Annotated in this window: 26 protein-coding genes; 13 read left to right on the forward strand and 13 right to left on the reverse strand. The window is 69.7% G+C overall.

The features are described from left to right. The first annotated feature begins 134 nt into the window (after window positions 1–134). From dnaK to rpsU, 7 genes are all read left to right on the forward strand, one after another. On the forward strand, window positions 135–2,036 hold the full coding sequence (gene dnaK / locus MWN34_RS08275; protein WP_247028417.1) for a molecular chaperone DnaK: 1,902 nt from the start codon (window positions 135–137) through the stop codon (window positions 2,034–2,036). Between the two features lie 230 nt (window positions 2,037–2,266). Further along, window positions 2,267–3,400 carry a molecular chaperone DnaJ gene (gene dnaJ, locus MWN34_RS08280; protein WP_247028418.1) on the forward strand — a complete coding sequence of 378 codons (1,134 nt, stop codon included), beginning with the start codon at window positions 2,267–2,269 and terminating at the stop codon, window positions 3,398–3,400. Between the two features lie 318 nt (window positions 3,401–3,718). Further along, window positions 3,719–4,345: a class I SAM-dependent methyltransferase gene (locus MWN34_RS08285; protein WP_247028419.1), complete on the forward strand. Its 627-nt coding sequence runs from the start codon at window positions 3,719–3,721 to the stop codon at window positions 4,343–4,345. Between the two features lie 11 nt (window positions 4,346–4,356). Further along, a complete protein-coding gene (locus tag MWN34_RS08290; RefSeq protein ID WP_247028420.1) occupies window positions 4,357–4,929 on the forward strand; it encodes an NADPH-dependent FMN reductase in 573 nt (190 codons plus the stop codon). Window positions 4,930–5,468: 539 nt separating this feature from the next. Further along, window positions 5,469–6,182 carry an orotidine-5'-phosphate decarboxylase gene (gene pyrF, locus MWN34_RS08295; protein WP_247028421.1) on the forward strand — a complete coding sequence of 238 codons (714 nt, stop codon included), beginning with the start codon at window positions 5,469–5,471 and terminating at the stop codon, window positions 6,180–6,182. Window positions 6,183–6,313: 131 nt separating this feature from the next. Beyond that, window positions 6,314–6,958 (forward strand): DUF1330 domain-containing protein, encoded by a 645-nt coding sequence (locus MWN34_RS08300; RefSeq protein WP_247028422.1) that lies wholly within the window; start codon window positions 6,314–6,316, stop codon window positions 6,956–6,958. A gap of 238 nt (window positions 6,959–7,196) precedes the next feature. After that, a complete protein-coding gene (gene rpsU / locus MWN34_RS08305; protein ID WP_247028423.1) occupies window positions 7,197–7,433 on the forward strand; it encodes a 30S ribosomal protein S21 in 237 nt (78 codons plus the stop codon). A 479-nt stretch (window positions 7,434–7,912) separates the two neighbouring features. Here rpsU and MWN34_RS08310 read toward each other — a convergent pair whose 3' ends face one another. The 3 genes from MWN34_RS08310 to MWN34_RS08320 form a co-directional block, all read right to left on the reverse strand. Next, a complete protein-coding gene (locus MWN34_RS08310; RefSeq protein ID WP_425532082.1) occupies window positions 7,913–8,179 on the reverse strand; it encodes a hypothetical protein in 267 nt (88 codons plus the stop codon). 145 nt (window positions 8,180–8,324) lie between these two features. Beyond that, window positions 8,325–8,714 carry a TIGR02301 family protein gene (locus MWN34_RS08315; protein ID WP_247028426.1) on the reverse strand — a complete coding sequence of 130 codons (390 nt, stop codon included), beginning with the start codon at window positions 8,712–8,714 and terminating at the stop codon, window positions 8,325–8,327. Between the two features lie 89 nt (window positions 8,715–8,803). Continuing rightward, a complete protein-coding gene (locus tag MWN34_RS08320) occupies window positions 8,804–9,268 on the reverse strand; it encodes an NUDIX hydrolase (RefSeq protein ID WP_247028428.1) in 465 nt (154 codons plus the stop codon). Window positions 9,269–9,577: 309 nt separating this feature from the next. On the opposite strand from MWN34_RS08320, the gene MWN34_RS08325 reads away from it, so the two are divergent. Continuing rightward, window positions 9,578–9,910: a hypothetical protein gene (locus tag MWN34_RS08325; protein ID WP_247028429.1), complete on the forward strand. Its 333-nt coding sequence runs from the start codon at window positions 9,578–9,580 to the stop codon at window positions 9,908–9,910. Between the two features lie 10 nt (window positions 9,911–9,920). Here the strand turns inward: MWN34_RS08325 and dapE are convergent, their stop codons facing one another. The 5 genes from dapE to argB all read right to left on the reverse strand — a co-directional run bounded on the left by dapE (window position 9,921) and on the right by argB (window position 14,811). Continuing rightward, entirely contained in the window at window positions 9,921–11,135 is a 1,215-nt protein-coding gene (gene dapE / locus MWN34_RS08330; RefSeq protein WP_247028431.1) for a succinyl-diaminopimelate desuccinylase, read from the reverse strand. Window positions 11,136–11,380: 245 nt separating this feature from the next. Next, the gene (gene dapD, locus MWN34_RS08335; RefSeq protein WP_247028433.1) at window positions 11,381–12,223 is read right to left on the reverse strand and encodes a 2,3,4,5-tetrahydropyridine-2,6-dicarboxylate N-succinyltransferase; all 843 of its coding nucleotides are present in this window, start codon (window positions 12,221–12,223) and stop codon (window positions 11,381–11,383) included. 108 nt (window positions 12,224–12,331) lie between these two features. Beyond that, a complete protein-coding gene (locus tag MWN34_RS08340) occupies window positions 12,332–13,114 on the reverse strand; it encodes a pyrimidine 5'-nucleotidase (RefSeq protein WP_425532074.1) in 783 nt (260 codons plus the stop codon). A 78-nt stretch (window positions 13,115–13,192) separates the two neighbouring features. Then, window positions 13,193–13,675 carry a hypothetical protein gene (locus MWN34_RS08345; RefSeq protein ID WP_247028434.1) on the reverse strand — a complete coding sequence of 161 codons (483 nt, stop codon included), beginning with the start codon at window positions 13,673–13,675 and terminating at the stop codon, window positions 13,193–13,195. Between the two features lie 224 nt (window positions 13,676–13,899). Further along, window positions 13,900–14,811: an acetylglutamate kinase gene (gene argB, locus MWN34_RS08350; protein WP_247028435.1), complete on the reverse strand. Its 912-nt coding sequence runs from the start codon at window positions 14,809–14,811 to the stop codon at window positions 13,900–13,902. 259 nt (window positions 14,812–15,070) lie between these two features. Here argB and MWN34_RS08355 point away from each other — a divergent pair, with 259 nt between their 5' ends. Continuing rightward, window positions 15,071–16,552, forward strand: coding sequence for an MATE family efflux transporter (locus MWN34_RS08355; RefSeq protein ID WP_247028436.1), 1,482 nt, complete (start codon window positions 15,071–15,073; stop codon window positions 16,550–16,552). A 6-nt stretch (window positions 16,553–16,558) separates the two neighbouring features. Here the strand turns inward: MWN34_RS08355 and MWN34_RS08360 are convergent, their stop codons facing one another. Both MWN34_RS08360 and MWN34_RS08365 read right to left on the reverse strand, forming a co-directional pair. Continuing rightward, window positions 16,559–17,083 (reverse strand): chromate transporter, encoded by a 525-nt coding sequence (locus tag MWN34_RS08360; RefSeq protein ID WP_247028437.1) that lies wholly within the window; start codon window positions 17,081–17,083, stop codon window positions 16,559–16,561. Beyond that, window positions 17,080–17,700: a chromate transporter gene (locus MWN34_RS08365; protein WP_247028438.1), complete on the reverse strand. Its 621-nt coding sequence runs from the start codon at window positions 17,698–17,700 to the stop codon at window positions 17,080–17,082. The genes MWN34_RS08360 and MWN34_RS08365 overlap by 4 nt, the downstream gene beginning before the upstream one ends. 154 nt (window positions 17,701–17,854) lie before the next feature. Here MWN34_RS08365 and MWN34_RS08370 point away from each other — a divergent pair, with 154 nt between their 5' ends. Further along, the gene (locus MWN34_RS08370) at window positions 17,855–18,370 is read left to right on the forward strand and encodes an MmcB family DNA repair protein (protein ID WP_281502938.1); all 516 of its coding nucleotides are present in this window, start codon (window positions 17,855–17,857) and stop codon (window positions 18,368–18,370) included. Window positions 18,371–18,735: 365 nt separating this feature from the next. Then, on the forward strand, window positions 18,736–20,358 hold the full coding sequence (locus MWN34_RS08375) for an ABC-F family ATP-binding cassette domain-containing protein (protein WP_247028439.1): 1,623 nt from the start codon (window positions 18,736–18,738) through the stop codon (window positions 20,356–20,358). 239 nt (window positions 20,359–20,597) lie between these two features. Here the strand turns inward: MWN34_RS08375 and MWN34_RS08380 are convergent, their stop codons facing one another. Beyond that, window positions 20,598–21,488: a LysR family transcriptional regulator gene (locus MWN34_RS08380; RefSeq protein ID WP_247028440.1), complete on the reverse strand. Its 891-nt coding sequence runs from the start codon at window positions 21,486–21,488 to the stop codon at window positions 20,598–20,600. A 154-nt stretch (window positions 21,489–21,642) separates the two neighbouring features. On the opposite strand from MWN34_RS08380, the gene MWN34_RS08385 reads away from it, so the two are divergent. Continuing rightward, window positions 21,643–23,139: a CoA-acylating methylmalonate-semialdehyde dehydrogenase gene (locus MWN34_RS08385; RefSeq protein ID WP_247028441.1), complete on the forward strand. Its 1,497-nt coding sequence runs from the start codon at window positions 21,643–21,645 to the stop codon at window positions 23,137–23,139. 91 nt (window positions 23,140–23,230) lie between these two features. Here MWN34_RS08385 and MWN34_RS08390 read toward each other — a convergent pair whose 3' ends face one another. Both MWN34_RS08390 and MWN34_RS08395 read right to left on the reverse strand, forming a co-directional pair. Beyond that, window positions 23,231–23,644 carry a DUF6691 family protein gene (locus MWN34_RS08390; RefSeq protein WP_247028443.1) on the reverse strand — a complete coding sequence of 138 codons (414 nt, stop codon included), beginning with the start codon at window positions 23,642–23,644 and terminating at the stop codon, window positions 23,231–23,233. Window positions 23,645–23,647: 3 nt separating this feature from the next. Then, window positions 23,648–24,073, reverse strand: coding sequence for a YeeE/YedE family protein (locus tag MWN34_RS08395; protein WP_247028445.1), 426 nt, complete (start codon window positions 24,071–24,073; stop codon window positions 23,648–23,650). 183 nt (window positions 24,074–24,256) lie between these two features. Here MWN34_RS08395 and MWN34_RS08400 point away from each other — a divergent pair, with 183 nt between their 5' ends. Next, window positions 24,257–25,522: an Hsp70 family protein gene (locus tag MWN34_RS08400; protein WP_247028832.1), complete on the forward strand. Its 1,266-nt coding sequence runs from the start codon at window positions 24,257–24,259 to the stop codon at window positions 25,520–25,522. The last annotated feature ends 62 nt before the right edge of the window (window positions 25,523–25,584 follow it).

A 25,584-nucleotide genomic window follows, 5' to 3' on the forward strand; every position in this document is an offset into this window, starting at 1 on the left:
GGAACGGTGTGGGATACACGCCGTACCCTGTTTGATTGGGGGCCGGTCCGAGGGCGCGGCGTCGGCGACAGCCACAACCGTTCTGCTCCGGGTGCTTAACGAGGCCCGGCCGGCCTGCCGGAAGGAGAGAGTATATGTCGAAAGTCATCGGTATTGATCTCGGCACGACCAATAGTTGCGTCGCCGTGATGGAAGGCTCGACGCCGAAGGTGATCGAGAACGCGGAAGGTGCACGCACCACGCCGTCCATCGTCGCCTTCACCGAGGACGGCGAGCGCCTGGTGGGCCAGCCGGCCAAGCGCCAGGCGGTGACCAATCCCGAGCGCACCTTCTTCGCGGTGAAGCGCCTCATCGGCCGCCGCTATGACGACCCGATGGTCGAGAAGGACAAGAAGCTCGTTCCCTATTCCATCGTGCGTGCAGACAATGGCGACGCGTGGCTGGAAGCGGACGGCAAGAAATATTCCCCCTCGCAGATCTCCGCCTTCATCCTGCAGAAGATGAAGGAGACGGCCGAGGCTTTCCTAGGCGACAAGGTCGACAAGGCGGTCATCACCGTCCCGGCCTATTTCAACGACGCCCAGCGCCAGGCCACCAAGGACGCAGGCAAGATCGCCGGCCTCGAGGTGCTGCGCATCATCAACGAGCCGACCGCGGCCGCTCTCGCCTATGGCCTCGACAAGAAGTCGGCCGGAACCATCGCGGTCTATGACCTCGGCGGCGGCACCTTCGACGTGTCGGTGCTGGAGATCGGCGACGGCGTGTTCGAAGTGAAGTCCACGAATGGCGACACGTTCCTGGGCGGCGAAGACTTCGACATGCGGCTCGTCAATTATCTTGCCGACGAGTTCAAGAAGGAGCAGGGCATTGACCTGCGCAACGACAAGCTCGCCCTTCAGCGCCTGAAGGAAGCGGCGGAAAAGGCGAAGATCGAGCTGTCCTCTGCCACCCAGACCGAGATCAACCTGCCTTTCATCACCGCCGATGCGTCGGGTCCGAAGCATCTGACGATGAAGCTCACCCGCGCCAAGTTCGAGGCGCTGGTGGACGATCTCATCCAGCGCACCGTCGAGCCCTGCCGCAAGGCGCTCAAGGATGCCGGCCTCACCGCCGGGCAGATCGACGAGGTCGTCCTCGTCGGCGGCATGACCCGCATGCCCAAGGTGCAGGAGATCGTGAAGCAGTTTTTCGGCAAGGAGCCCCACAAGGGCGTCAACCCGGATGAGGTGGTCGCCATCGGCGCCGCGATCCAGGCCGGCGTTCTGCAGGGCGACGTGAAGGACGTGCTGCTGCTCGACGTGACCCCGCTCTCGCTCGGTATCGAGACGCTGGGCGGTGTGTTCACGCGCCTCATCGACCGCAACACGACCATCCCGACCAAGAAGAGCCAGACCTTCTCGACTGCCGAGGACGGCCAGACCGCGGTGACCATCCGCGTGTTCCAGGGCGAGCGTGAAATGGCTGCGGATAACAAGATCCTCGGCCAGTTCGACCTCGTCGGCATTCCCCCGGCGCCGCGTGGCGTGCCGCAGATCGAGGTCGCGTTCGACATCGACGCCAACGGCATCGTGAATGTGTCGGCCAAGGACAAGGGCACCGGCAAGGAGCAGCAGATCCGCATCCAGGCGTCCGGTGGCCTGTCCGACAACGACATCGACAAGATGGTGAAGGACGCCGAGGCCCATGCGGCCGAGGACAAGAAGCGCAAGGCTCTGGCGGAAGCCAGGAACCATGGCGAGGCTCTGGTCCACTCCACCGAGAAGGCGCTCTCCGAGCACGGCACCAAGATCGGCGCCGACGACAGGGGCGCCATCGAGACCGCCATCACCGACCTCAAGTCGGCGCTGGAGGGTGAGGACGCCGAGGCGATCGCCGCCAAGACCAATACCCTTGCCCAGGTGTCGCTGAAGCTCGGCGAGGCGATGTACAGTCAGTCCGGTGAGGAGGGCAGTGAGTCCAAATCCGACGCTCCGGGCGAGGACGTGGTCGATGCCGAGTTCACCGAGGTGGACGACGACAAGAAGAAGTCGGCCTGACGCCCCCGTTCCGGGCTTCGCCTGCCCACGACATGGTGCCCGGGCCAGCCCCGGGCACTCCAGTTTAGAGGGCGATCTTCCGATCGGATCGCCCTCCAGCGTTCCGGTCCAGCGGCCGCCATCCCCATGGGAGCGGTCGGATGGCACCCGCGAGGGGTGCCGCGGGCCGTCCGATCCCCCTTCCGCCACTGGGTCTGCCACTGGCGCACCACCGGAGCCCGCGCGCACCCATGTCGAAGCGCGACTATTACGAGGTGCTCGAAGTCTCCCGCGCCGTCACCGACGGGGAACTGAAGAGCACCTACCGCAAGCTCGCCATGAAGTGGCATCCCGACCGCAATCCGGGCGACGCCGAGGCCGAGATTCGATTCCGCGAGGTCAGCGAGGCCTATGAGTGCCTGAAGGACCCGCAGAAGCGAGCGGCCTATGACCGTTTCGGCCATGCCGCCTTCGAGAATGGCGGCGCCGGGGGCCCTGGCTTCGGGGCGGACTTCGCCTCCACCTTCTCCGACATCTTCGACGACCTGTTCGGCATGGCCGGCGGCCGGCGGGGCGGGCGCGGTTCGGGCGGGCGCGAGCGCGGCGCGGACCTGCGCTACAACATGGAGATCACGCTCGAGGAGGCGTATGGCGGCAAGGACGCCACCATAAAGATCCCGACCTCGATCACCTGCGAGGCCTGCTCGGGGACCGGCGCCAAGCCGGGCACGCAGCCCAAGCCCTGCCGCGCCTGCGGCGGGTCGGGCCGGATCCGTCACGCCCAGGGCTTCTTCACGCTGGAACGCACCTGCCCGACCTGCCAGGGCCGCGGCCAGGTGATCGAGGACCCCTGCGCGGCCTGCGCCGGCGCCGGGCGCGTGACCAAGGAGCGCACCCTAAAGGTCGCGATTCCGGCGGGCGTCGAGGACGGCACCCGCATCCGGCTCGGCAATGAGGGCGAAGCCGGCGCGCGCGGCGGGCCGCCCGGCGACCTCTACATCTTCCTCTCCATCCTGCCGCACGAGTTCTTCCAGCGCGACGGTGCCGACCTGTTCTGCCGGGTGCCGATCTCCATGGTGCAGGCCGCGGTCGGCGGCGGCGTCGAGGTGCCGACCATCGACGGCGACAAGACCAAGGTGAAGATCCCCGAAGGCACCCAGACCGGCAAGCGCTTCCGCCTGACCGGCAAGGGCATGCCGGTGCTGCGCACGCGCAATTTCGGCGACATGTATGTGCAGGTCGTCGTCGAGACCCCGCAGAAGCTCACCAAGCGCCAGCGCGAATTGCTGATGGAATTCGAGAAAGAATGCTCCGGCGAGACACACCCGGAAGCCACTGGATTCTTCGGCAAGGTGAAGGACTTCTTCGCCGGCGAGGCCGAATAGGCTGGTGGCTGCGCGGAGCCGGCAACCCGGCGCTGCTGCTTCCGGAGCGATCATTGCCTCAGACCGCCCGCGGCGTCGCGACGCGGAGCGGCCCGTGCGCCGGCGTCGTAATGCAATCGTAATCGCGATGGCCTAGGACGACGAGGCCGGCACGGCCGGATGCGGTCCGGCCGGAACCCGGACGGCCCTGCACCCCCATGCGGGGCCGGCTCAGCCGGGCGCCACAGTGCGGCGACCCCGGTGGCGGGGTGTGCCGCCGGGCTTCCGTCCGGCGGGGCGAGGTGCCATTATCGCGGCTGCAGGCCTTCAGGAGTGCGCATGTTGGATCGTTCCGTCTCCGACGCTTCCCTTTCCGGCGAGCACATTGCCGGTAAGCATCCCGATGAAATCCGCTTTCTGCAGTCCTGGTTCCAGAATCCGTTGCGCACCGGCGCCGTCTCGCCCTCCGGACGGGCGCTCGCACGAAAGATGGCGTCCTATGTCGATCCCGGGCAGGCCGGTCCGGTCATCGAACTCGGCCCCGGCACCGGCCCGGTGACGAGCGCGCTGATCGAGCGCGGCATCGCCGAGGAACGCCTCGTGCTGATCGAATACAACCCGCAATTCTGCACCTTGCTGAAGCAGCGCTACCCGCTCGCGACGGTGATACGCGGCGACGCCTACAACATGGCGCGCACGCTGGACGGCCAGCTCGACGCCAAGGCGGTCGCGGTGGTTTCCAGCCTGCCGCTCTTCACCCGTCCGGTGCCGGAGCGCCGTTCGCTCTGCGAACAGGCCTTCGGCCTGTGCGTGAAGGATGCTCCGCTGATCCAGTTCACCTATGCGGTGGTTTCCCCGCTGCCGCTGGATGAGATTCCGCTGCGCGCCAATCGCAGCCGGCGCATCTGGCGCAACATTCCCCCGGCCTGCGTCTGGGTCTACCGTTCCGCTCCGCTGAACGGCTGAGGAGGTATTTCATGGCCACGCGCATCGTCGTTTTCGCCGGCTCCATCCGCACCGGCGCTTTTTCCGGCAAGCTCGCCGCGCTGGCCGCGAAGGAGCTGGCCGCAGCGGGAGCGGAGGCAGAGCTTCTCTCGCTCGCCGACTATCCCCTGCCGATCTACAATGGCGACGAGGAAGCTGCCGACGGCGTGCCGGCTCCCGCAAAGGCGCTGCGCGACCGGCTGGCGGGCGCCCATGGCGTCTTCGTGGTGACGCCGGAATACAATGCGGGCATTCCCCCGCTCCTGAAGAACGCAATCGACTGGGTAAGCCGCGTCAAAGGCGGCGAGGGCGATCCCTTCAAGGGGCCGGTCTGGGCCATCGGCTGCAGCTCGCCGGGCGCGATGGGTGGCTATCGCGCCTCGATCATGCTGCGCCAGACACTGGCGCTCGGCCTCGGCGCGCTGGTGCTGGGCGATCAGGCCTCCGTCGGCGGCGCCGGGCAGGCTTTCGACGACACGGGTGCGCTGAAGGACGAGCGCACCGCCGGATTCCTGCGCGGCGTGCTGGGCAAGCTGGTCGCGGAGGCCGGGCGCAGGGCTGGCTGAACCAGGGCGCTGGCTCTGCTTGTTCGTGCTGCCGGCTGATGCTCCCGCTCCCCGCCTGCGCTGTCGCCTCCCGCGCTCCGGACGCCATGTTTTCGCTCCCACCCGTCATTTCAGGCGGTGAAACCTTCTCATTCCTCACCCGGCTGAAGGCGAAGCCGCAGAAGCCGGGACCATGCTTCGGTGACCGCGACGCTGCCATTGCGGGGTGACGAGGAGCGCGTTCCGCCGTGCCGGGATGGCGAGGGGCCGACATTCCATCATTCCGCTGCGCCTCTCCTCCCCACGCCGTCATCCCGGCCGCAGGCGGAGCCGGTAAGTCGGGATCGGGCGCCGCTGAAGGAGGTCATCCCGGCGGGGGCGCGATCCCGGATCGCCTTTGGCCGTCCGGTGACAAGGGGCGTGCCGCGGTCCGGGGCGGCGAAAAGCGCGCGGCCTTTCCGGACGACGGGGGAGGTCCGTCGTGCAACCCCGGCGGTTGCGCCGGGACGCGGGGACCGCTACCACGCGGGGAGCCCGTTCCTGCTGCCGGAGTGCTCCACATGCCCGCGCTTCAACCCGTTGCCGATCCGCGCGATCGCCTGATCGTGGCGCTGGACCTGCCCTCGGTGCGGCAGGCGGAGGCCATTGTCGGCCGGCTGGGCGAGACGGTGAGTTTCTACAAGATCGGCTACGAGCTCGGCTATGCCGGGGGCCTCAGCTTCGCGCGCGAACTCATCGCCGAGGGCAAGAAGGTCTTTATCGACTTCAAGCTGCACGACATCGGCAACACGGTCGCCCATGGAGTCGCGAGCATCGCTGCGCTGGGCGCGACCTTCCTGACCGTTCATGCCTATCCGCAGACCATGCGCGCGGCGATGGAGGGCAAGGGCGCCAGCCCGCTGCGCATCCTCGCCGTGACGGTGCTCACCTCCTATGACGAAGCCGACCTCGCGGAGGCCGGCTATGCCGCGGGTGTCGAGCAGACGGTGGATCGCCGGGTGGCGCAGGCCCGCGAGATCGGGATCGACGGCATCGTCTGTGCGCCCACCGATGCGGCGCGGGTGCGCGGCATTCTCGGCGCGCGCGGTGCCATCGTGACCCCGGGCGTGCGCCCGGCCGGCAGCGACAGCGGCGACCAGAAGAGGGTGGCGATGCCGGGCGATGCGATCCGCGCCGGGGCCGATCATCTGGTGGTGGGCCGCCCGATCGTCGCCGCGCCGGATCCGGCCGCAGCCGCCCGCGCGGTACAGGCGGAGATCGCCGCCGCCCTCTGAAGCCATGGCTGCCCGCGATTCGGGCGGAAGGGCCAAAAAACCTCGCTTCCCCTGCGTCGGGCGAACGAACCCTCAACCTTTGTCGCGACACCATGCCCGCAAGGGTTCGGCCGCGCGTTGAGGAGGCGCCTTTGGCCAGGGGGTACTGGGTGATGCGGCTCGACACCATCGGCGAGGTCGCGCATGCGCAGGCCGCGGTGCGGGCCTGCTTTGCGCGGGCGCTCGCGGCGGTAGCGCGCTACAGCGGCCGGTTCCTGGTTCTGGGCGGAGCCTATGAGGCGCCGGAGCCGCCGGCTCGCGCGGTGAATGCGGTGGTCGAGTTCGCGGACTACGCCACGGCGCAGGCCTGCGTCGGCTCGACGATATGCCGCGAGATCCTCGCCGACCTCGGGAAGGTGTCGGTCGGCGAGCATATCGTGATCGAGGGCTATGCCGGCGCGCAGCCGGCGCTCGGCCGGACCGACGGGCCGGCGCCGCCGCAGCAGGCGGCCTACTGGATCCTGCGCGACGATGTCGAGGATGTGGAGACCTACAAGGCCTTCATCAGTGCGGACGCCATTGCCATCGAGGCGCATCGCGGCTGGTTCCTCGTCCGCGGCGGCCGCTACGAGGTGATGGCGGGCACGGCGCGGACCCGCAATGTGGTGCTGGCGTTTCACGATTTCGCCGCCGCGCTCGCCTGCTATGAGGCGCCGGCCAATCGCGAGGCCCTTGCGCTCAGGAAGGCGGCGAGTCGGGGCGAGGTGGTAATCGTCCGCGGCTATGCCGGGCGCTGAGCCGCCGGGAAGCTCTCCCGACGCGCGGCTCCGCACCGGCTGGTACGAAAGCCGTGTTTCCTGGCGCCTGCCATGTGGACAAGGCGCATGGGTTCTGCTATCTGCCCACACCTTGATCGGCGCGCCGCTCGTCCTGCCTTCGGCGGGATGCCCGCTCCGGTCTCCCGAATGCTTACAAACGAAGGTCGCGTGCGCGAGGCAAGGATCGCGGAACGCGAAGGCGCGAAGAGGAACACACGTGCAGGTTCTCGTCCGTGACAACAATGTCGACCAGGCCCTGAAGGCTCTCAAGAAGAAGATGCAGCGCGAGGGCATCTTCCGCGAGATGAAGCTTCGTGGTCACTACGAGAAGCCGTCCGAGAAGCGCGCCCGCGAGGAGGCCGAGGCCGTCCGTCGCGCGCGCAAGCTGGCCCGCAAGCGCGCCCAGCGCGAAGGCCTGCTGCCCGCCAAGCCGAAGGTCGTCCCCGGCCGCTGAGGCCAGGCCAGCCCTTCGATGCCCCGGTCCTCAGGGCCGGGCGGCATTCGGACGACGAGATTTTCGGGAGCGCGGTGGCATCGGTCGCCGCGCTTTTCGTCGTTGATGCGGCTTTGCGTGACGATGGGCATGTCGAACCGGACTGCTCTTCACCTCGCCATCTGTCCCGACATCGCCATGGGTTCCGAAGTCGTACTCCCACGTTGCGCGCTGGATCGCCGACCGTAGCTGGCGGGGATGTCCGCTGCTGCGGCGGGTTTTGCCCCCGCTCGATCCGGGCGTGGGCCGACCGTGTACAGCTTCCATCGCGACCCGGACTGGGACGGCATCAAGACCAGACGTGGACGGGCTCGATACCCATGAGCAGATGACGCTGGACTGACAAAGAGGCGGTGGCCGCTGCGTGCCACAGGAAGGCCGCGGGCTGTTGCGCGGGGACGTGAGGCATCCTGCGGGTCGCTGGCCGGCAGGTACTGTCGCTACTGGCGGTTTTCGGGGACCGTATATTCGCCTGCGCGGATGCGATCGGCGAGGCGGGTGGCGAAGCCCGCGGCGGCTTCCTCGCCATAGGTCGAAACCAGCGAGCGGATGGCGGCAAAGAGCGCGGCCTGGGCGAGGCAGTCCTCGTCGAGGCCATCATAGATCGCCTCGTTCCACGCCTCGTCGAGATAGGCAAGCGCAGCGTGGCGCTCGTCTTCCGCCTGCTGGTCGGTCTCGCCGTCGGCGAACTGGGAGTCGAGTACGATGGACAAATGCAAATCTCCGGGCCGGCTTCTGCCTGCGCCCCGACCATAACACGCTGCGGCAGGTCGCCCGGCCCAAGCTTGCGTAAAGGTTAACACCGGAGAGGGGCGGTTGCGCAACCCTTATGCTGCGTTGCGGCAAAAATTCTCAGTTGCTGCCATAGCGGGTGGCGATTTCGCGCGACAGCTTCATGCCCTCCTGCAGATAGCGGGAAGCCGCCAGCCGTGCCGAGGGCGTGCAACTGCGGTAGACCTGCGAATAGCTGTCATAGCCGCGGTTGAAGCTGGCGACGAACTGGCCGCGCCGCGGTTCCGCGGGGGTCTCCGCCTCGATCAGAGCCCGCATCTCGTCGCGCCAGCGGGTCTGCTCCTTCGCCCCGCAGAGCGGGCGCAGATAGTGCAGTGCGCCCAGCACCTCGGCGAGATGCTGCATGTCGGCATCGTAGGGCGGGGCCGCACCCTCGACCTGCTGCTGGGCGCCGAGCGGCGTGCCGACGAGCAGCAAGGGAAGAATGAGGAGCAGGGCATGCGCGCGCATGGCTCCCTTCCTGCCCGGCGCAGGTGGCAGGGTCAAGGCGGCAGCCGGCACGGGGCCGCGGGCCGGGGCGGCCGGTCGTAGGGCGGCACTCACGGCGCGGCATCCGCCGGTGCGGCGGCGCGCGCGGCGAGGGCGGCGGCAAGGTCCACCATCTCCCCCAGCCGATCGGTGATCGGTACGGGGAGGGCGTCGGGCGCGAACCAGCCGATCTCGGTCGCCTCCGGCCCCGTCTGCGGCTCGCCGGCCCGCCACAGCGCGGTATGGACCACCACGACGAAATGGGCCGCCAGAGCGCCGGCGGGGTCCTGATGGATGATGTCCAGCGCGCCGCAGACGCCGAGGATCCGCGCATCGACCGCGACCTCCTCCATCAGCTCGCGGGCAGCGGCGTCGGCCAGCGTCTCGCCGGGTTCGACCCGCCCGCCCGGCAGGGTCCAGACACCCTTCATCGGTGCCGTGCCGCGCCGTGCCAGCAGCACGCGCCCGTCGCGGAACACCGCGGTGCTGGCGGCGAGGACCGGGCGGATGTCTGTCGCGGGGATAGGCTGGGTCAAGGCGGGAACTCCGATTCCGGGGGCATGCTAGAGCGTTTTACGTGCCGGTTGATAGGCTTTCGCGGTTGGGAAACGCTCTGATCGCTTCAACCGGGAGCCCATTGAATCGAGAGCCGGATGGCGGCCGGCGGCGCAGCGGGAACGCCGCAGGATCGAAGCCCGGCACCGCCGCGGCGCGGTCCGCCGCCGGGTCGGACAGTCCGAGGCGCCCTGCCGTCCTATTCGGGCCGCAATTGCGCCAGAACTTGCTGTGGTGGCTCGGCTTGCTGTGGGGGCTTGGCTTGTCACGGGGCATGGGAGAACGGCGCCATGAACGCTCGGAAAAGCAAGGAATCGCGGGCGGCGGGCCGTGCGGGCGTCAATCGTGCCGGCGCGGGTGTCCTGCTGCTTGCCGCGATGCTGCTGGCGACACCGTCGCAGGCCGGCAGCCAGCCTTTTGCGGGGCGTAATAACGCGCCGGCCAATGCGACCGCCGCCGCGAAGGATCCGCTCTGCGCCTCCTATGGCCCCGGTTTCGTCCGTGTGGCCGGGGGCAGCACCTGCGTGCGGGTGAGCGGCTCGGTGCAGTCCGATGCCTATGTCGGCTCCGGGAACACCAGCGTGAGCGGCAGCGCCACGGCGCCCGCCCTCACCACGAAATAGCGGGCACGGCCTATCGCCCGAAGGCCTCGAAATAGCGGGCGATGATGCCGGCATAGGCCGCTTTCAGCGCAACGAGTTCCGTCACCGGGGTGGATTCGTTCGCGGCATGCATGCTGGTGCCCACCGCGCCGAATTCCAGCACCGGGCAAAAATCCTTGATGAAGCGGGCGTCCGAGGTGCCACCGGTGGTGGAAAGCTCGGGTTTGCATCCGGTGGCTTCCTCGACCGCCGCCGTCACCAGCTCGACGAAGGGGCCGGGCGCGGTGAGGAAGCTGTCGCTGGAGCGGGGCTCGAACGCCACGGAAAAGTGCACCTCGTTGCCGGCGGCGCGGGTGAGGCGGCGCTCGATCTCGGCGGCCAGCGTGTCGGGCATCCACAGTTCGTTGAAACGCACATTGAAGCGCGCCTTCGCCTCGGCCGGGATGACGTTGTAGGCCGGATTGCCGACATCCACCGACACCACCTCCAGATTGGAGGCCTGGAAATGCGTCGTGCCGCCGTCGAGCCGTTCGCCCGTCAGCGCCGCGAGCAGCCGGACCATGCCGGGAATCGGGTTTTCGGCGAGGTGGGGGTAGCCGACATGGCCCTGCCGGCCATGCACCGTGAGCGTGCCCGACAGCGAGCCGCGCCGGCCGATCTTCACCATGTCGCCCAGCGCCGCCCGGCTGGTGGGCTCGCCCAGCACGCAATGATCGATGCGCTCGTCGCGGTCGGCCATCCAGCGCAGCACCTTCTCGGTGCCGTTGACGGCCGGGCCTTCCTCGTCGCCGGTGATGAGGAAGGAGATGGAGCCGGGCAGCGCCTCGCCTGTCGCCTTCACATGGTCGATCGCCGCCGCCGCCATGGCCGCGACGCCGCCCTTCATGTCGACCGCGCCGCGGCCATGCAGCACGCCCTCCGCGATCGCACCCTCGAAGGGGGGAAAGCGCCAGTGCTCGGGATCGCCCGGAGGCACCACGTCGGTGTGGCCGGCGAAGCAGAGATTGGGCGAACGGGTGCCGAAGCGGGCATAGAGGTTCTCGACATCCGGCGTGCCGGGAGCGGAGAGCGTCATGCGGTGCACGATGAACCCCGCCGCCGCAAGGACCCCGCCCAGCAGGGTCAGCGCGCCGCCTTCGGCCGGGGTCACCGAGGCGCAGCGCACGAGGTCGCGGGCAAGGATGACGGGATCGGCGGGAGAGGGGCCGCTCGAGGGAGCGGACGGGTCGGCGGATGATGCGGCCATCGGGGGCGTCTCTCTCCAGCGCGGCGTTCGGTCGGTGCGGCGGCGCCGCATGCGCGGCGCCTGAGTTGTAACGGGGCTTGCCGCCGGGCGGAACCGCGCCGGGCGGCACGATGTCGTCATACCGGATGGCTCCGGCCGACCCGGCGTGCGCCCGGCCGGGGGGCCTCATCCACCGGGCGTGCGATCCCGGCCGGGGCTGCGCCTGGGCCGGGATGACGCCACCGGGATGACGCCACGTGAAAGGCTCAGTCGCGCAGCAGGTCGTTGATCGCGGTCTTGGCGCGGGTCTGGGCGTCGACCCGCTTCACGATCACCGCGCAGGCGAGCGAGGGGCCCGGCGTGCCGTCCGGCAAAGGCTTGCCCGGCAGCGCGCCCGGCACCACCACCGAATAGGCCGGCACCTCGCCGACGAAGACCTCGCCGGTCGCCCGGTCGACGATCTTGGTGGTGGAGGACAGGAACACGCCCATGGCGAGCACCGCGCCGGTCCGCACGATCACGCCCTCGACCACCTCGGAGCGGGCGCCGATGAAGCAGTCGTCCTCGATGATGACAGGGCCGGCCTGCAGCGGCTCCAGCACGCCGCCGATGCCGACGCCGCCGGACAGGTGCACGTTCTTCCCGATCTGCGCGCAGGAACCGACGGTGGCCCAGGTGTCGACCATGGTGCTTTCGCCGACATGGGCGCCGAGATTCACGAAGGACGGCATCAGCACCACATTCGGCGCGATATAGGCCGAGCGGCGCACGATGGAGCCGGGCACGGCGCGGAAGCCGGCCGCGCGGAACTCGGCCGCCCCCCAGCCGTCGAACTTCGAGGGAACCTTGTCCCACCAGTGCGCGCCGCCGGGGCCGCCCGGGATCGGGGCCATGTCGTTGAGACGGAAGGACAGCAGCACCGCCTTCTTGAGCCACTGATTGACGGTCCAGTTGCCGTCGGCGCCCTGTTCGGCGACCCGGGCCTTGCCGGCATCGAGCAGGGTCAGCGCTTCGTTCACGGCGTGGCGGATGTCGCCGCCGGTCTCGAAATTGACCTCGGCGCGCTTCTCGAACGCGTCCTCGATGATGGTCTGCAACTGGCTGGACATGGCTCACTCTCTCAAAACGGCAGGCGGTACGCAGGGCGCGCCGCACTTGGGACAGCGGGAACATCGCTGTCAACGGGGTTGTGGGGCGCGGCCGGGATCCGCGCCGGTTCAGCGCTTCAGCCCGGCGAGGAAGAACGCGAGGTCGTCGGTGACGAAATCGACATGGGTGGCGTCGAAGCCCTCATTCTCCCACGCCTCGCGGGTGGGAGCGGCCGGCGCGGCGGCGTGCGGCACCACCAGCACGGTCTTCATGCCGAGCATGGCGGGCACTTCGAGATTGCGCGAGAGGTCCTCGAACATCGCGGCCCGGGTCGGCTCCACCGCGAAGGCGTCGAGGAAGCGGCGATAGGCCGGTTCCTGGGGCTTCGGGTGGAATTCGGCGGCGACGATGTCGTGCACGTCGGCGAAATGCGCGGTGATGCCGAGCTTGTCGAGCACCTGCCGGGCATGGTGGCGCGAGCCGTTGGTGTAGATGAGCTTGCGCCCCGGCAGGCCCGCCAGCGCCTCGCCCAGCGCCGGGGCGGGGTCGAGCGAGGCGAGGTCGATGGAGTGGACATGGGCGAGGAACGCCGCCGGGTCCATGCCGTGCTCGATCATCAGCCCGCGCAGCGAGGTGCCGTATTGCCGGTAATAGCTCTTCTGCAGCGCGAAGGCTTCCTCCAGCGTGAGCCCGAGGAAATTCGCGATGTAGCTCTTCATCCGCTCGTCGATCTGCCGCCACAGGTCGATGCCGGGCGGATAGAGCGTGTTGTCGAGATCGAACACCCAGGTATCGACGTGGGAGAAGGCGTCGATGGGGGAAAACGCGTCGGCGGAGGCGGGCGCATCCATGGTCGCGGCGGCGTCGGAGTGAGCGGGGCGGGCGTCGTCAGGCGGGGAAGCGTGGGTCATGATGTCCTTCGTGTCGCGGCGCAGTCTAGCCGGGCGCACCGCCGGCCGCCATCCCGCCCATGCGTGCCCCCGGCGTTCCTAGCGGCCCAGCGCCTCGCGCAGGCGGGCGAAGGCGGCGTCGGCGCGGGCGCGGTCGGCGTGGTGGCCGAGCGGCACCGCCGAGCCGTCCGGCAGGCGCACGAAGACGCGGTAGACGGTGCCGCCATCGGCATCCGGCGCCCGGTTCAGCCAAGGCTGCAGCGCCTCGCGGCTGAAGCGGCGGCGGCGGATGCCGAACAGGCCGATCTGAACCAGCTCCGCCTCGTCGCCGACAAGGGCGAGCGAGGCATAGGGCCGGCGCAGCGCGTCGCGCGTCATCCATATGCCCATGATGAGGAGCAGGCCGAGCGCGAGGCCTACCAGCAGGTCGGGCACCAGCCCGGCCGGGCCGTGGCCGGTGACCAGGGCGACCATAAGCCCGCCGAGCACGAGGAGCCAGAGAAGGCTCACCGCCCAGCTGCGCGGGCCTTCCAGATTGCGCACCACGACGCGGCGCTTCGGCCTCGTCTCTTTCTTCGCCACGCTCTGCCGTCCATCCGCCTGCCGGCCCTACCTTCGACCGCCGGGGCAGGATTCGGCAAGTGGGATGTGCACAGCCTGCGATGTGCGCGGAGCCGGCAAGCGGGGGGCAGGACGGGAAGGGCCGCGGGCCGCGACCCATGGCGGCGGCGGCGATGCCCGGCTTGCGCCGGGCACGACACGGGTTCGGACGGGACGGGGCGGTTTCCGCGCCCGTCCCCTGGCTCTCAGCGGCGGATCAGCGTGCCGGCACCGAGGTCGGTCAAGAGCTCCAGCAGCACCGCATGGGGCACCTTGCCGTCGAGGATCACCACGCCCTCCACGCCTTGCTCCAGCGCGTAGATGCAGGTTTCCACCTTCGGGATCATGCCGCCCGAAATGGTGCCATCGGCGATCAGCGCGCGCGCCTCCGCGATGGTGAGCTCCTTGATGAGCTCCTTGTTGCGATCGAGCACGCCCGGAACGTCGGTGAGCAGCAGCAGGCGCTTGGCCCCGAGCGCACCGGCGATGGCGCCGGCGAAGGTGTCGGCGTTCACGTTGAAGGTGCCGCCCTCCATGCCCGTCGCCACCGGCGCCAGCACCGGGATGAGCTCGCGGCCGAGGATCTGGTCGAGCACGGTGGTGTCCACCGTCTCCGGCTCGCCGACGAAGCCGAGGTCGATCTCGTGCTCCTCCTTCGAGGTCGGGTCGACGACGGAGCGCGTCACCTTGGCGGCGCGCACCATGTTGCCGTCCTTGCCGGACAGCCCCAGCGCCTTGCCGCCGGCCTCGTTGATGAAGCCGACGATCTGCTTGTTGATGGAGCCGGCCAGCACCATCTCGACGATCTCGACGGTCGCCTTATCGGTGATGCGCAGGCCCGCGGCGAATTCCGACTTGATGCCGAGCTTGTTCAGCATGGCGCCGATCTGCGGGCCGCCGCCGTGAACCACCACCGGGTTCACGCCGGACTGCTCGAGCAGGACGATGTCCTGCGCGAAATCCCGCGCCACCTGTTCGTCGCCCATGGCGTGGCCGCCATATTTCACCACGACGATGGCGTCGTCGTAACGCTGCATGTGCGGCAGCGCCTGCACCAGCACGCGGGCCTTGGCGTGCTCGTCGATGGTGTCGGCGATCTTGTCGGTTTCGGTGCTCATCGGCGGATCGGTCCTCGCCCGGAGGGCTCAAGCGGATCACGGCGTCGGGTGACGCGGTCGAAAAGGCGTGTGCGGCGGCGTATCGTTCCCGCACCCGGCCTGTTGCAGCAGGCGGATGGGGCAGGTTTCGGGCGCGCTGCCTATAACCGATTTGTGTGACGCTTCTCAATTGCCGCGTTCACGGCTTGCGGGTCTGCACGCGATGCTTCGCATCCCGACGCCTTGTCGCGGTGGCGTGGCCGGTGCCATATCGCTGCCCATGACCGATCACGGCACGCCCTCCCGTTCCTCCGCCCGTTCTCCCGCCGCGACGTCGCTCGCCGCGGCCGATGCGCGGGGACGCTTCCTCACCGGCTCGACCCTGCGCCATGTCGCGGTGATGGCGGCCACAGGGTCGGTCGGCCTCGTCGCGGTGTTCATCGTCGACCTGCTGAACCTCTTCTACATCTCGCTGCTCGGCGAGCAGGAGCTGGCGGCGGCGATCGGCTATTCCGGCACGCTGATGTTCTTCACCACCTCGATGGCGGTCGGCATCATGATCGCGGCCTCGGCCGTGGTCTCGCGCGCCATCGGCGCCGGGCGGCCGGAGGAGGCGCGCCGGCTTGCCGCCTCCTCGCTGGTCTACATGGTGCTCGGCACGCTGCTGGTCACCGCGCTCGCGATGCCGGGGCAGGATGCGCTGCTCGGGGTGCTGGGGGCGAGCGGGCGCACGCGGGACGTGGCGAACGGCTTCCTCCACATCGTACTGCCCTCCACCGCGATCCTCGGCATCGGCATGGCGACCTCCGGCATCCTGCGCGCGGTGGGCGACGCGCGGCGCGCCATGTGGGTGACGCTGGCCGGCGGTCTCGCCACCGCGGTGCTCGACCCCATCTTCATCCTCGCGCTCGGCTGGGGCGTTGAGGGGGCGGCCTTCGTCTCGGTGGTGTCGCGCCTCATGATGGCGGGCTACGGCCTCTATGCCACCGTGAAGGTGCACGATCTCGTGGCGCGCCCGAGCGTGGCCGGCTTCCTCGCCGATGCACGGCCGATCTCGGCGATCGCGGTGCCGGCGGTGCTCACCAATGTCGCGACCCCCGTCGGCAATGGCTACATGACGTTCGCGCTCGCCGCCCATGGCGATGCGGCGGTGGCAGCCTGGGCGGTGATCGGGCGCATTATCCCGGTCGCCTTCGGGCCGATCTTCGCGCTCACCGGCGCCATCGGGCCGATCATCGGGCAGAATGTGGGGGCGGGGCAGTACCCCCGCGTGCGGCAGGCGCTAATGGACTGCCTGAAGCTGACCATCGCCTATGTGGTGGCGGTATGGGGGCTGATGGCTCTGGACTGGCATCCGATCGCGACCTCCTTCGGCCTGTCGGCGGAAGGGGCGGATCTGGTGGGCTTCTTCTGCGTCTATGCGGCGGGCAGCTTCATCTTCATCGGCGCGCTGTTCGTGGCGAATGCTTCGTTCAACAATCTCGGCGCGCCGCTGCTGTCCACCGTCTTCAACTGGGGGCGGGCGACGCTCGGCACCATTCCCTTCGTGATGCTCGGCGGCCGGTTGTGGGGCGCGGAAGGCGTCATCGCCGGGCAGGCGGTGGGCTCGCTCGCCTTCGGTGCGGTGGCGCTGGTCTTCGCCTTCCGGCAGGTCGGCCGTCTCGCCGCGCGCGCCGCGCCTCCGCCGAAGTCCGATCCGGTGGGCACGGCCGCGGTGCCGCCCTTCGCCCGGCCGGAAGATGCCGCCGCGATCGAGCCGTAGCGCCCCTCAGATCAGATGGAGCGCCCCGGCCGCGGCGCCGAGCGCGAGCATCCAGATCGGGCTCAGCCGGGTGAAGAACAACACCAGCGCCGAGACGAGGGTGAGCGCCACCGCGCCGTAGCTGCGCGCCGCCCCTTCCGCCAGCAGCGTGCCGCTCGCCGCGATCAGCCCGATGGTCATCGGCACCAGCCCGGCCTGCAGCGCCCGGCGCCAGCGCGCGGCGCGGAACCGGTGCCACGCCCCGCCCACCGCATAGGCCAGCAGGCAGGTCGGCCCGCACATGGCGAGGGTCGTCGCCAGCGCTCCGGCCAGCCCGGCGACATGCCAGCCGATCAGCGTCACCACCAGCACGTTCGGCCCCGGCGAGGCCTGCGCGATGGCGAAGGCCTGCGCGAACTGGGCATCGCTCATCCAGCCCGCGCCCACCACCTGCCGGTGCATCTCCGGCAGCACCGCATTGGCGCCGCCCACCGCGAACAGCGAGATCATGAGGAAATGCGCGACCAGCGCGGGAATCGGATCGACCTTCATGGCGCACCGCTCTTCCGTGCCGCTCGCGCGATCTGCCACCAGGCGAGCGCGACCGAGACCGGGGCGATGGTCAGCATCACCGGCACCAGCGGCAGGCCGAGCCCGGCGACCGCGCCATAGGCGGCGAACGCGACCGCCGCCGCATGGACGGTCGGCCGGCGCCAGATCGTTTCCGCCATGCGCCCGGCCATCGCTAGCACCAGCCCCGCGGCGGCGGCGGCAAGGCCGGCCAGCACGTCGCGCAGGATGGCGACATCGGCATAGCGGGTGAAGAGGGCGCCCAGCGTGATGACGATGGCCATGGGCACCAGCGTCAGCCCCAGCACCGCCACCAGCGCCCCGACCGGCCCGCGGAAGCGTCCGCCGATGACCACGGCGAGATTGACGATGTTCGGGCCGGGGAGGAACTGGGCGAGGCCGACCAGCTCGACGAACTCCTCCGGGCTCACCCATTGGTAGCGCTCCACCACGGCGCGGCGGGCGATGGGCAGCACCCCGCCAAAGGCTACCACCGCCACCGAAAGGAAGCCGACGAACAGATCGCGCAGGCTCGGCGCGGGGCGTGCGTCGGGGGACAGGGGAGCGGTCGGTTCGGCTGTGGCGTCGGGCAGGGACATCGGCAGGCTCGGGCGGGGCACGCCACCTGCTTAGAGCACGCCGATCCGCTTGCACAGATCGACGAAGGACGTTCCGCTGCGGCGCCCCGCCCGCGTCGTGCAAGCGGCCGCCATGGAGGTTTCGCTGCCGCGGAGGCAGGGGTATAAGGGGAACATGACCGATGCCCTGCTTCCACCGACCGGCCCTCTCGGTCCCCTTGCCGATCCCGTCGCACCCGTTGATGGCCGCCAGTCGCCGATGGCGCTCGCGATCCGGCGCGGGGCGATGCGGCTTCTCGCCAGCGCCGGGCTCACCGGCGTGCCCGAATTGCCGCTCGCCTCCGGGCGGCGGGCCGACATCGTCGCGCTGGACGGGCGGGGCGAGGTCTGGATCGTGGAGATCAAATCCTCGCTGGCCGATTTCCGCGCCGATCGCAAATGGCCGGACTACCGGCTGCATTGCGACCGGTTGTTCTTCGCGGTGGCGCCCGATTTTCCGCTCGCGGTGCTGCCGGAGGAGGTCGGCATCATCCTCGCCGACGGCTTCGGGGCGGCGATCGAGCGGCAGGCTCCACACCATCCGATGCCGGGCGCCACCCGCCGCGCCCTCACTTTGCGCTACGCCCGCGCCGCCGCCGCCCGCATGATGGCGCTGGCCGACCCGGACGGGTTCCGGGAGATGATGCTGTAGAGGGCGGAGAGCGCGCTGCACACAAGGTGCGGTTCCCTTGGGCGCGACGATCTCCGTCATATCGCGCCATATCGCGCTGTTTGGGCGAGGCCGTCCCCAAGCACCTTCTTAACCCGTCCCCGGCAGGGAGAGGTCGGCGCGCAGCGCCGGGTGAGCGGGAGGGCGGGCTCGTCTTCGCCGCGCGCGAGGCTCCTTACCCCAGCCCTCTCCCCGACCGGGAGAGGGGGCAAGGCGCGCCAGCCACGGCCCTTGATCGTCGCGGCGGGGGCTCCCGCATGGCACCTGCGCCCGCGTGCCGGTTTCCCCGCGGCGCAACATGGGTTAATGGGCGCGCATCCTCATTCCTGCCAGAGCGCGCCGTTCCCATGATCCGTCTCGATTCCATCAGCAAGCAGAACGGCCGCCAGATCGTCTTCATCGAGGCCTCGATGGCGCTCAACAAGGGCGAGAAAGCCGGCCTCGTCGGGCCGAACGGGGCCGGCAAGACCACGCTGTTCCGCATGATCGCCGGGCAGGAGCCGCCCGATGAGGGGCAGGTCTCGGTCGATCGCGGGGTCACCATCGGCTATTTCAGCCAGGATGTCGGCGAGATGTCCGGCCGCAGCGCGGCCGCCGAGGTCATGGAGGGCGCCGGCCCGGTGAGCGTCGTGGCCGCCGAGCTGCGCGAGCTGGAAACCGCCATGGCCGATCCCGACCGCATGGACGAGATGGACGCCATCATCGAGCGCTATGGCGAGGTGCAGGCCCGCTTCGAGGAGCTGGACGGCTATGCGCTGGACGGGCGCGCCCGCGAGGTGCTGGCCGGCCTCGGCTTCTCGCAGGAGATGATGGACGGCGACGTCGGCAAGCTGTCCGGCGGCTGGAAGATGCGCGTGGCGCTGGGCCGCATCCTGCTGATGCGCCCGGACGTGATGCTGCTCGACGAGCCGTCCAACCATCTCGACCTTGAAAGCCTGATCTGGCTGGAGGGCTTCCTGAAGGGGTATGACGGCGCGCTGCTGATGACCTCGCACGACCGCGAGTTCATGAACCGCATCGTCAACCGCATCGTCGAGATCGACGGCGGCAGCCTGACCTCCTATGCCGGCGATTACGGCTTCTACGAGCAGCAGCGCGCGCTCGCCGAGAAGCAGCAGCAGGCGCAGTTCGAGCGCCAGCAGGCCATGCTCGCCAAGGAGATCGCCTTCATCGAACGCTTCAAGGCCCGCGCCTCCCATGCCGCGCAGGTGCAGAGCCGGGTGAAGAAGCTGGAGAAGATCGACCGGGTCGAGCCGCCGCGCCGGCGCGAGAGCGTGTCCTTCGAGTTCCGCCCGGCGCCGCGTTCGGGCGAGGATGTCGTGACGCTGGCCCGCGTCAACAAGAGCTACGGCACCCGCACCATCTATGAAGGGCTGGACCTCAAGCTGCGCCGGCGCGAGCGCTGGGCGGTGATGGGTGTGAACGGGGCCGGCAAGTCCACCCTGCTCAAGCTGATCGCCGGGGCTGCCGAGCCGGATTCCGGCACGGTCGCGGTCGGCGCCAGCGTGAAGATGGGCTATTTCGCCCAGCACGCCATGGAGGTGCTGGACGGCGACCAGACCATCTTCGAATGGCTGGAGGGCCGTTTCCCGCAAGCGGCGCAGGGCAGCCTGCGCGCGCTCGCCGGCTGCTTCGGCTTTTCCGGCGACGACGTGGAAAAGCGTTGCCGGGTGCTTTCGGGCGGCGAGAAGGCGCGGCTCGTCATGGCCGGCATGCTGTTCGACCCGCCCAATTTTCTGGTGCTGGACGAGCCGACCAACCATCTCGACATGGCCACCAAGCAGATGCTGATCGAGGCGCTGGCGGCCTATGAGGGCACGATGCTGTTCGTCTCGCACGACCGGCACTTCCTCGCCGCGCTGTCGAACCGGGTGCTGGAACTGACGCCGGACGGCATCCACGCCTATGGCGGCGGCTACACCGAATATGTCGCCCGCACCGGCCAGGAAGCGCCGGGGCTGAGGAGCTGAGGCCGCGTTTCGCCGCTATCGGGATAGCCGCGATCCGATCCGCGATCGGTCCGGCGGCCGCCCCGGCGGTCGCCCCTCTTGGTCGGCACGCGATCCCGGCTTTCCGCAGCAGCGACCGGCGCCTTCTCCCCATGGGGAGAAGGCTGGGGTGAAGGGCGAATCCTCCTCGTTTCTATGTGAAATAGGCCTGGACGGGAACGCCGGAATGATGACGGGGGGTGGAGCTCTGGCAGCCTTGCTCACCCCTCCACGATGAACCGCTCCCGGTTCTCCCGGAACGTCGCGATCAGGAAGTCGTGGCACGCCGCCACCCGCGCGAGGTCGCGCGTGTCGGGATGGGCGAAGAGGTGGTAGGCGCGGCGAAAGCGGATGGCGGGCAATATCCGCACCAGCTCCGGCACGTCGCGCACCGCGAAATCGTGCAGCACGCCGATGCCGATGCCGGCGCGCACCGCTTCCATCTGTCCCACCACGCCGGCGCAGCGGAACAGGCGCTGCGCCCGGCCGGCCAGCACATGGGCGTAGTCCAGCGAGGAGGCGTAGGCATAGTCCTCCACGCCGCTGACCACGCGGTGGCGGGCGACCTCCTCCAGCGTTGCCGGCGCGCCATGGGCCTCGACATAGGCCCGTGCGGCATAGACCCCCAGCGTGTAGTCGCCGAGCCAGGTGACGGTGAGCCGCCCCTCCGCCGGCACGTCGAGCCCGATGGCGAGATCGGCCTCGCGCTTGGAGATCGAGAAGGCCCGCGGCAGCGGCACCAGCTCGATGACGAGGTCGGGATGGGCCTGCGCGAGCGTGCCGAGGGCGGGCGCGAGGAACAGGTTGCCGAGCCCGTCCGGCGCGCCGATCCTGACCGTGCCGGAGACCGAGGCGCCGGCCCCGCGCATGGCGTCCGAGATGCCAAGCAGCTCGGTCTCGATGCGCTCCGCCGCCGGCAGCAGCCGCTCGCCGGCCTCGGTGAGCAGGGAGCCGGGCGGGCGGCGGTCGAACAGAGGGCTGCCGAGCGCGGCCTCGAGCGCGTCGAGCCGGCGGGCGACCGTCGCGTGGTTGAGGCCGAGCTTGCGCGCGGCGGCGAGGATCTGACCCTCGCGCGCCACGGCGAGGAAGACGCGGATCAGGTCCCAATCCATCGCATGCCGTTTTCTGCACAATGATTGCGCCGATATGGCGCTTGATGTGCATAAAACGATAGATAAGGTGGGGCCGGTCCGCAATCGGCGGGGAGCGTCCGGCGCTTTCCTCCGCCACAAAGGGCGCCCGGGCGCCCCATGCAGAGGTCACGCCATGGTCGAGAGCATTCCCCACTATATCGGCGGTCGCCGCGTGCCCGGCACCGGCCGCACCGCGGCGGTCTTCAACCCCGCCACCGGCCGGCAGTCGGGCGAGGTGGCGCTCGCCTCCGCCGCCGAGGTGCGCGAGGTGGCGAAGGTCGCCGCCGCGGCCGCCGTCGCGTGGGGCGAGACCACGCCGCTGCGCCGCGCCCGCATCCTGAACAAGTTCCTGCGCATCGTCGAGGAGCGTACCGACGAGCTCGCCAAGGTCATCACCGCCGAGCATGGCAAGGTGCTGTCGGATGCGGTGGGCGAGATCCAGCGCGGCATGGAGGTGATCGAGTTCGCCACCGGCGCGCCGCAGCTCCTCAAGAGCGAGATGAGCGAGAGCGTCGGCACCCGCGTCGACTGCCACGCGCTGCGCCAGCCGCTCGGCGTGGTCGCCGGCATCACCCCGTTCAACTTCCCGGCCATGGTGCCGCTGTGGATGTTCCCGGTGGCGCTGGCCTGCGGCAACGCCTTCATCCTGAAGCCGTCCGAGCGCGACCCCTCGGCCTCGCTGCTGCTGGCCGAATGGCTGAAGGAAGCCGGCCTGCCGGACGGCGTGTTCAACGTGGTGCAGGGCGACAAGGAAGCGGTGGATGCGCTGCTCGCCGACCCGGACATCTCGGCGGTGAGCTTCGTCGGCTCGACCCCGATCGCCCGCTACATCTACGAGACAGCGGCGAAATACGGCAAGCGCTGCCAGGCGCTGGGCGGCGCCAAGAACCACATGATCATCATGCCCGACGCCGACATGGACCAGGCGGTCGATGCGCTGATGGGCGCGGCCTACGGCTCGGCCGGCGAGCGCTGCATGGCGGTGTCGGTGGCGGTTCCGGTCGGCGAGAAAACCGCCGAGACCCTGATCGAGAAGCTGGCGCCCCGCGTGCGGGCGCTGAAGGTCGGCCCCGGCACCGATCCCGAGGCCGAGATGGGCCCGCTGGTGACGAAGCAGCACTTCGAGAAGGTGAAGGGTTATATCGACGCCGGCGAGGCCGCGGGCGCCAAGGTGGTGGTCGACGGCCGCACGCTGAAGCTTCAGGGCTATGAGGACGGCTATTTCCTCGGCGGCACGCTGTTCGACAACGTGACCCCGGAGATGAGCATCTACAAGGAAGAGATCTTCGGCCCGGTGTTGGGCGTGGTGCGCGCGCCGGATTACGACACCGCGGCGAAGCTCATCAACGAGCATGAATTCGGCAACGGCACCGCCATCTTCACCCGCGACGGCGATGCGGCGCGCGAATTCGCGCATTCCATCAAGGTCGGCATGGTGGGCATCAATGTGCCGATCCCGGTGCCGGTGGCCTATCACTCCTTCGGCGGCTGGAAGGCCTCGCTGTTCGGCGACCATCACATGCACGGACCGGAAGGCGTGCGCTTCTACACCAAGCTGAAGACCATCACGACCCGTTGGCCGACCGGCATCCGCTCGGGCGCCGAATTCGTGATGCCGACCCTGAAGTGAGGCCGACCCTGACGTGAGGCGGGCGGCGTCCGCGCCGTCCCGATGATACGCGATGGCCGCCGGGACCCGCACCCGGCGGCCGTTCGCATGTTCAGCGGTTGCGGGTCAGCGCCCGCGCCGCCCACATTCCGGCGAGCATGGCCGGCACGAAGGCGAGCGTGCCCGGCGCGCTCAAGCCCAGCGAGACGAGCGCCGGGCCGGGGCAGAAGCCCGACAGCCCCCAGCCGATTCCGAACAGCGCCGCCCCGCCGACCAGCCGGGCGTCGATGTCGCGCCGGGTCGGCAGCTCGAAGCGCGGGGCGAGCATCGGCCGGGCGCGGCGGAAGGCCAGCCGGTAGCCGATGAAGGTCACCGCCAGCGCCGCGGCCATGACCAGCGCCAGCGAAGGGTCGAAGCTGCCGGCGAGATCGAGGAAGTTCAGCACCTTGGCCGGGTCGCTCATGCCGGCGACGATAAGGCCGATGCCGAACAGCAGGCCGAGCGCGAGGTTCACCGCGAGTGCCATCGCTCAGCCCCCGATGACGTGGCGGGTGATGAAGACGGTGAGGAAGCCGGCGGCCATGAAGGTCAGCGTCGCCACCAGGGAGCGCGGCGAGAGCCGGGCAAGGCCGCACACCCCATGCCCGGAGGTGCAGCCGCTGCCGAGCGCGGTCCCGAGGCCGACCAGCAGCCCGGCGCCGGCCATGAGGGGCAGGTTGCCGGAAACGGTTTGCAGCACGCGAGCGCCCGTGACGGCCTCGACCGTGAAGGGCGCGGCAATGAGGCCGAGCACGAAGGCGAGGCGCTGTCCCGCTCCCGCCTGCCATGGCGGCAGCAGGCGCCCGGCGATGCCGCTGATGCCGGCGATGCGACCTTCCAGCAGCATCAGCAGAACGGCGGAAAGCCCGATCAGTGCGCCGCCGGCGAGCGCGGAAAGGGGTGTAAAGGTCGTCATGGGGTCAGCTCATGCGCTGGTAGGACGAAAACCGGGCCGAACGGCCGGCATGGCGCCACTCTGCGTCACTCTCCGCGCGCGGAACATGGCCTTTTTCGTGGATGGTGACATCCGGAGGCGCCAGTCTCGCCATTTTGCTGTAGGACACCGCGCTCCCTTTCGTCTTCCGGGAGCAGACCCATGATCGCCGCCTGCGGCCTCGATTTCGGCACCTCCAACACCACGCTCGGCCTTGCGGGGGCGAACGGCCCGCATTTGGCGGCGCTGGAGGGCGAGGCCGTGGCGGTGCCGAGCGCGCTGTTCTATGACCGGTCCGGCACCCCCACCATCGGCCGCGCCGCCATCGCCCGCTATGTCGGCGGCGAGGACGGGCGGCTGCTGCGCTCGATCAAATCGGTGCTCGGCAGTGCGCTGATCGAGGAAAAGACGCAGGTCGGCCGTTCCGCCATCGGCTTTCGCGAGGTGATCGCGGATTTCCTGAGGATGGTGAAGGCCCGCGCCGAGCAGGCCGAGGACCGTGCGCTGGATGCGGTGGTGTTGGGGCGGCCGGTGTTCTTCGTGGACAATGATGCCGCGGGCAATGCCCGCGCCGAGGCGGTGCTGCGCGAGATCGCGGCGAAGATCGGCTTTTCCGAGATTTCCACCCAGTACGAGCCGATCGCCGCCGCCTTCGACTATGAGCAGCAGGTCCGGGCCGAGGAGATCGCGCTGATCGCCGATATCGGCGGCGGCACCTCGGATTTCTCGGTGGTGCGCCTGTCCCCGGAGCGGCACCGCGCGGTGGACCGGGCGGCCGACATCCTCGCCAATGACGGCGTGAGGATCGGCGGTACCGATTTCGACCGCCATCTCAGTCTCGGCGAGCTGATGCCGCTGCTCGGCTATCGCAGCCCGATGAAGCGGGCGGGCCGCGACGTGCCGAGCGGCTATTTCCACGAGCTGGCCACCTGGTCGCGCATCAACCGGCTCTACAACGCCCGCACCCTGCGCGAACTCGCCGAGGTGCGGCGCGAGGCGGCGCGGCCCGAACTGGTCGACCGGCTGATCCATGTGCTCGCGGAAGAGCGGGGCCACACGCTGGCCATGGAGGCGGAGGCCGCCAAGATCACCCTGTCCGACGCGCCCGAGGCGCGGGTGGAACTCGGCTGGCTGGAGCCGGGCCTGCACAGCGACATCGCCGCGCCCGCGCTCGTGTCCCACACCGCCGAGCTGGCCCGGCGCATCGCGGCGCGGGTCGAGACCTGCGTGAAGGCGGCGGGACTCGGGGTGGGCGACATCGACGCGCTGTTCCTCACCGGCGGCTCGACCCGGTTGCCGCATGTGCGCGCCGCCATCGTCGCGGCGGCGCCCGAGGCCCGCGTGGTGGAGGGCGACACCTTCGGCTCGGTCGGCACCGGCCTCGCCATCGAGGCAACCCGGCGCTACGGCTCCCGGCGCAAGGCGGCCTAAATCGACCATCCGTCGCTTTGGCGGGGAACCCCAGCCCGCCACCGGCCGTTCTGCTCACCGAG

This window comes from Ancylobacter crimeensis (assembly GCF_023016805.1).
GTDB classification, from domain to species: domain Bacteria; phylum Pseudomonadota; class Alphaproteobacteria; order Rhizobiales; family Xanthobacteraceae; genus Ancylobacter; species Ancylobacter crimeensis.

Bases quoted from the DNA above. Each gene is read 5' to 3' on its own strand.
- MWN34_RS08390 (WP_247028443.1), bottom strand. From the start codon at position 23,644: ATGGCACTCGCGGTGAACCTCGCGCTCGGCCTGCTGTTCGGCATCGGC.
- argB (WP_247028435.1), bottom strand. From the start codon at position 14,811: ATGAGCACCGAAACCGACAAGATCGCCGACACCATCGACGAGCACGCC.
- dapE (WP_247028431.1), bottom strand. From the start codon at position 11,135: ATGGCCGCATCATCCGCCGACCCGTCCGCTCCCTCGAGCGGCCCCTCT.
- MWN34_RS08325 (WP_247028429.1), top strand. From the start codon at position 9,578: ATGAACGCTCGGAAAAGCAAGGAATCGCGGGCGGCGGGCCGTGCGGGC.
- dnaK (WP_247028417.1), top strand. From the start codon at position 135: ATGTCGAAAGTCATCGGTATTGATCTCGGCACGACCAATAGTTGCGTC.
- MWN34_RS08285 (WP_247028419.1), top strand. From the start codon at position 3,719: ATGTTGGATCGTTCCGTCTCCGACGCTTCCCTTTCCGGCGAGCACATT.
- MWN34_RS08395 (WP_247028445.1), bottom strand. From the start codon at position 24,073: ATGACGACCTTTACACCCCTTTCCGCGCTCGCCGGCGGCGCACTGATC.
- pyrF (WP_247028421.1), top strand. From the start codon at position 5,469: ATGCCCGCGCTTCAACCCGTTGCCGATCCGCGCGATCGCCTGATCGTG.
- MWN34_RS08365 (WP_247028438.1), bottom strand. From the start codon at position 17,700: ATGTCCCTGCCCGACGCCACAGCCGAACCGACCGCTCCCCTGTCCCCC.
- MWN34_RS08360 (WP_247028437.1), bottom strand. From the start codon at position 17,083: ATGAAGGTCGATCCGATTCCCGCGCTGGTCGCGCATTTCCTCATGATC.
- MWN34_RS08315 (WP_247028426.1), bottom strand. From the start codon at position 8,714: ATGCGCGCGCATGCCCTGCTCCTCATTCTTCCCTTGCTGCTCGTCGGC.
- MWN34_RS08290 (WP_247028420.1), top strand. From the start codon at position 4,357: ATGGCCACGCGCATCGTCGTTTTCGCCGGCTCCATCCGCACCGGCGCT.
- dnaJ (WP_247028418.1), top strand. From the start codon at position 2,267: ATGTCGAAGCGCGACTATTACGAGGTGCTCGAAGTCTCCCGCGCCGTC.
- MWN34_RS08370 (WP_281502938.1), top strand. From the start codon at position 17,855: ATGACCGATGCCCTGCTTCCACCGACCGGCCCTCTCGGTCCCCTTGCC.
- dapD (WP_247028433.1), bottom strand. From the start codon at position 12,223: ATGTCCAGCCAGTTGCAGACCATCATCGAGGACGCGTTCGAGAAGCGC.
- MWN34_RS08385 (WP_247028441.1), top strand. From the start codon at position 21,643: ATGGTCGAGAGCATTCCCCACTATATCGGCGGTCGCCGCGTGCCCGGC.
- MWN34_RS08340 (WP_425532074.1), bottom strand. From the start codon at position 13,114: ATGACCCACGCTTCCCCGCCTGACGACGCCCGCCCCGCTCACTCCGAC.
- MWN34_RS08355 (WP_247028436.1), top strand. From the start codon at position 15,071: ATGACCGATCACGGCACGCCCTCCCGTTCCTCCGCCCGTTCTCCCGCC.
- MWN34_RS08380 (WP_247028440.1), bottom strand. From the start codon at position 21,488: ATGGATTGGGACCTGATCCGCGTCTTCCTCGCCGTGGCGCGCGAGGGT.
- MWN34_RS08375 (WP_247028439.1), top strand. From the start codon at position 18,736: ATGATCCGTCTCGATTCCATCAGCAAGCAGAACGGCCGCCAGATCGTC.